Origin of the sequence: Methylomonas koyamae (assembly GCF_001644025.1) — a bacterium.
Taxonomy (GTDB): domain Bacteria; phylum Pseudomonadota; class Gammaproteobacteria; order Methylococcales; family Methylomonadaceae; genus Methylomonas; species Methylomonas koyamae_A.
The window spans coordinates 1-3,708 of the sequence record NZ_LUUK01000165.1; the positions used below are offsets into that span (position 1 = coordinate 1).

General features: G+C 46.5%; 4 protein-coding genes. 2 read left to right on the plus strand and 2 right to left on the minus strand.

The window, feature by feature from the left end; genetic code table 11:
- On the plus strand, positions 1–230 hold a 230-nt coding region (locus tag A1355_RS12120), incomplete at its 5' end, for a transposase (protein ID WP_157197862.1).
- Positions 231–1,386: 1,156 nt separating this feature from the next.
- Complete coding sequence (locus tag A1355_RS12125) at positions 1,387–2,577, plus strand: sulfotransferase family protein (protein WP_082885513.1); 1,191 nt, start codon at positions 1,387–1,389, stop codon at positions 2,575–2,577.
- Between the two features lie 45 nt (positions 2,578–2,622).
- On the opposite strand, the gene A1355_RS12130 is transcribed toward A1355_RS12125, so the two are convergent.
- Both A1355_RS12130 and A1355_RS12135 read right to left on the minus strand, forming a co-directional pair.
- Positions 2,623–2,874: a hypothetical protein gene (locus tag A1355_RS12130; protein WP_064028432.1), complete on the minus strand. Its 252-nt coding sequence runs from the start codon at positions 2,872–2,874 to the stop codon at positions 2,623–2,625.
- Positions 2,875–2,966: 92 nt separating this feature from the next.
- The coding region (locus tag A1355_RS12135) for a transposase (RefSeq protein WP_157197863.1) at positions 2,967–3,708 on the minus strand (742 nt) is incomplete at its 5' end.

Sequence of the window (3,708 nt, forward strand, 5' to 3'; positions counted from 1 at the left end):
ACGAGAGCGAACAGGCCCAGAGCCTTCGCCAAGCCGCGCGCGAACTGGCTAGTCGCCGCGCCAAGGTCGAACACGTGTTTCGGGACATTAAAATTCGGTTTGGTTATGCCAAGAACCGCTATCGCGGCTTGGCTAAAAACGCCGCCCGTCTGACCTTTTTGACGGCCATTGCCAACGTACCGCGCGGCGATGCGTATGAACGTCGCAGCCTGATTGCGTCTGGAATTTGAAAATAGGCCCGGAGAAGGGCTTGTTTTCGACAAATAACGGCTGTTTTGATGGAAAAAACGGACGATTATTGAATTTTTTATCTGCTTTCGAAATGACTACTACTCAAAACGGCAGTTTTTCAGAGGCTCCTTATCGCATTCGCTGAAAATCTTGGAAGCGGAACTTGAGCGGTTTGGCTTACACGGTAGGTCAGCTAGCTGGTGGAAGTCCAGCCATCGTCCTGTGAGAAGGGAATATGTAGGCGCAGGCAAAAGTGTCCAAAGAAACTCTGAATTGCTACCTAAGGGGGATTCACTGGTATGTGGGCTTGGCCAACTACTACTTTCTGATCCAGTATCCATCTCAACTGAGGAAAATCGAAGCTCATATCTGGCGATGGTTACGAGCGAGACTGGTCAGCTAACAGAAGCGTAAACAGCCTTTATATTGACATTTGGTCAAACCAGGTAGACCGCGAAAGCAAGTCGCCCAGACGGTGTTTTACAACCAGAAACGATAGGCGCGCTCTCAGCGACTCGTGTTGTAACGAGAGTCTATCCGAACAGTTGGTTAATTAACCTGATGGGGCAGGAAATACGATCCGACCGGCGGCAGTTAGCGCATCGGTTTGCTGCTTTTCAATGGATTCGTCTTACGTGAGGACCCGTGTACGGCCCGTACGCATGGTTCTGAGGGAAGTTGAAGGCCCTAAGGCCTCCACTTCCCGATGAGAAAACCTGCAAGGCATCGCGAGACTCAATCAAGTCTTGCGATAGCCGTATCGATCCCCTTATTGGATCGAAACAAGGAGACGCTGACGAATCGGGCCGCCGAAGGCATAAACGGTCGCGTGATTTTTGCCGATTTTTTCCTGCTGGGATGCTCGAAAAACCTTTCGGCAAAAATAGCGACTCTCCGGTAATTCAGACTAACTTTTGCTAATCGCTTAATTATTATAAAGTTCCCCTTATTAGTTTTTTTAAAAAAACTCCGTGGGTATCCGCCTACAAAAAGTTGACTTCATTATTGGTAAAAAATATGTGTTTTATTCATAAAGGCTCCGTTAGTTTTTTTTGGTATTCTAGGTTTTGCAGCGGATTTGTCATGATATTGTTTGCGTTTTTGCGGCCTTGTTAAAGGTATTTATTTTTTGTGTTTTATAATTTTAGGATTTTTATGAGCTTTAAAAGCCGACCAATTTTTATTTTGTCCTGCGTTCGTTCTGGCTCAACTATGTTAAGGTGTATTATTGATACGCATCCAAATATTTGTAGTCCAGGCCATTTACATCTAGGGCCCTTGTGTAGCGATTTATACATGACAACATATTTCTCCCTGGGTAAATTGAAAAATATTCGCGATGAGCAATCTAGGGAAAGACTTGCTATACATGAAACTCGAAGCGTGATAGATAACTTGCTGGGACGTTACGCAGCAGGGAAAGGTAAAACGAGGTGGTGTGAAAAATCTACTGTTAATGTTAATTATATTTATAATCTGGCTAAGATATTCCCAGACGCGAAATATATAATTTTGACCAGAAACTGCCTAGATGTTGTTCACTCTTGTTTAAAAATTAGCGCCCTTGGGTATATGCCTGAATTGACTGGATATATTCGTAAGCATCCCACAAATTTTGTTGCAGCGATGGTGGAGAATTGGCTTGATAAAACCGTTAAGATATTGGAGTTTGAAAAGGATAGTCCAGAGAGAACTTTTCGAATAAGTTATGAAACGTTAGTTCAGAACCCACAGGCTGTTTTGGGTGAGCTTTTTGATTTTTTAGATGAGGACTTAGGGGGTGATCTGATAAAGTCTGTATTTAGTGTTTCGCATGACTTTGGAAATGGTGATCCTAAGGTTTGGTTTTCAAAAGACATTCATGCGGACTCAGTTGGTGGAGGCAGGACAATTCCTGTGGCATCAATACCTGAATATTTCGTTCCCCGTATAGATAGTGTTCATTCAGAATTGGGTTATCCATCTGTTAGTGATTTCTACGCAGCTACCAGTGAAGAGGATAATGTTAACAACTTCGATCTTGCGTTGAATGACTTTTTTAATGAAATTCGGTTGCAACGTATTTTTTCAAATGTAACAAACTCTGATAGAGTGCGGGGTATTTGTAAGATTCAGATTACTGGTGATAAAGGCGGAGTTTGGATTATCGAAAGCAATAGCAATGGTGTAAGGTTTCTAGATAATACTGTTGAATGTGATTGTGTAATTTCAACAACCCGAAAAGTTTTTTATGAGATTATTAATGGAAGTAAAAATGCTATCGACGCATATGAAGCAGGTGAAATTTGGGGAGGGGGCAAGATCAATTTGGCGCTAGAGTTTGGTAAATTTCTGTTTAAGCCCTGAATCCGTGTTCCCCGTAGCTCAAACGCAACCCTCTCAACTTAAGCCTCAACAAGTTGATTTGTACGCATGTTTTTGATTAGGCTTGGGGTGCTTTGGCCTGGGTTTTGTTGCACCCGGCTTAAACTTGATCAGGTTCCTGGCCAGTTCAGTCAGGGTTTTGCATAACTGCCAGGCGGTCGGCAGTGCGACCAGCAACCAGCGCGGAAAACAGTGCTTGAGATGCGCGAACGCATAGGTTCGGTTGATTTTGTAGTGCTCGGCGATGTCGATTTTCCGTTCGGCTTCCAGCACGGTCAAGGCATGCAGGTTAAGCGACTAACAACAAGTCTGAATGTATAGATGGCTCTCAGTCCAGCATCCACCCAGGGACGCGACACCAAAAATACACTCTAACTTTTTGTAAGGCGCTTATCGGCCAGGATTTTGGCGCCGAAATCCTGTTGTGCGGCCAGCCAGGATAAGCCGGACGTGTTTTCCAATGCCAAGCGGTGTTTGAGGCGCTTGAAGGCCTCTTCGATTCGCCAGCGGCTGTGATAAAGCGCCGTGAAATCAGCGGCAGGAAAAGCGCCGCCATCCAATAAGGACGTCAGCATCACGTGAATGCGGCCATTGGGCGTGACGACTTTGAACAGCCGCACCTCGGAAGGCCAGGGCAAACCACCGTAATCCAGGCAGTCGATCGCCTTGGGTACGCCGATGGTGATGATTTGCTCGTCCAATCCTGAGCGCAGAAAGGCTTTAACGGCGGCAAAACCGGTTTCATCGACGCGCATGCAGAACGGAATGCCTTGTTGTACCAGATAGGCGATCAGCCAGCGGGCGGGATAGCCTTGATCGAGCACCAACAAATCGTCGCGTTCGAGCTGATCAAGATGCTCGAACAACATCTGCCGCTCGGCATCCTTGGCCGAATAAAGCTGAAACGATAGCGTCATCTCCAGTCCGGGCAGATACAAGGCAAAAGCCGCCACATCGCGCATTGCCCGACGGGTGGCATCCTGCAAGAACATCCGCATCTTGGAGCCGTCGCCGGCCACCACGCGCAACCCGTTCCAGCGCGGCACCGGCAGGTGTCGGCAAACCGACTGGATCAGTTGGCGATTCAGTTTGGAAAACGTAAGCGGTCCTTTA

Excerpts from the sequence above, each read along its gene's own strand:
- A1355_RS12125 (WP_082885513.1), top strand. The coding sequence starts at position 1,387 with ATGAGCTTTAAAAGCCGACCAATTTTTATTTTGTCCTGCGTTCGTTCT.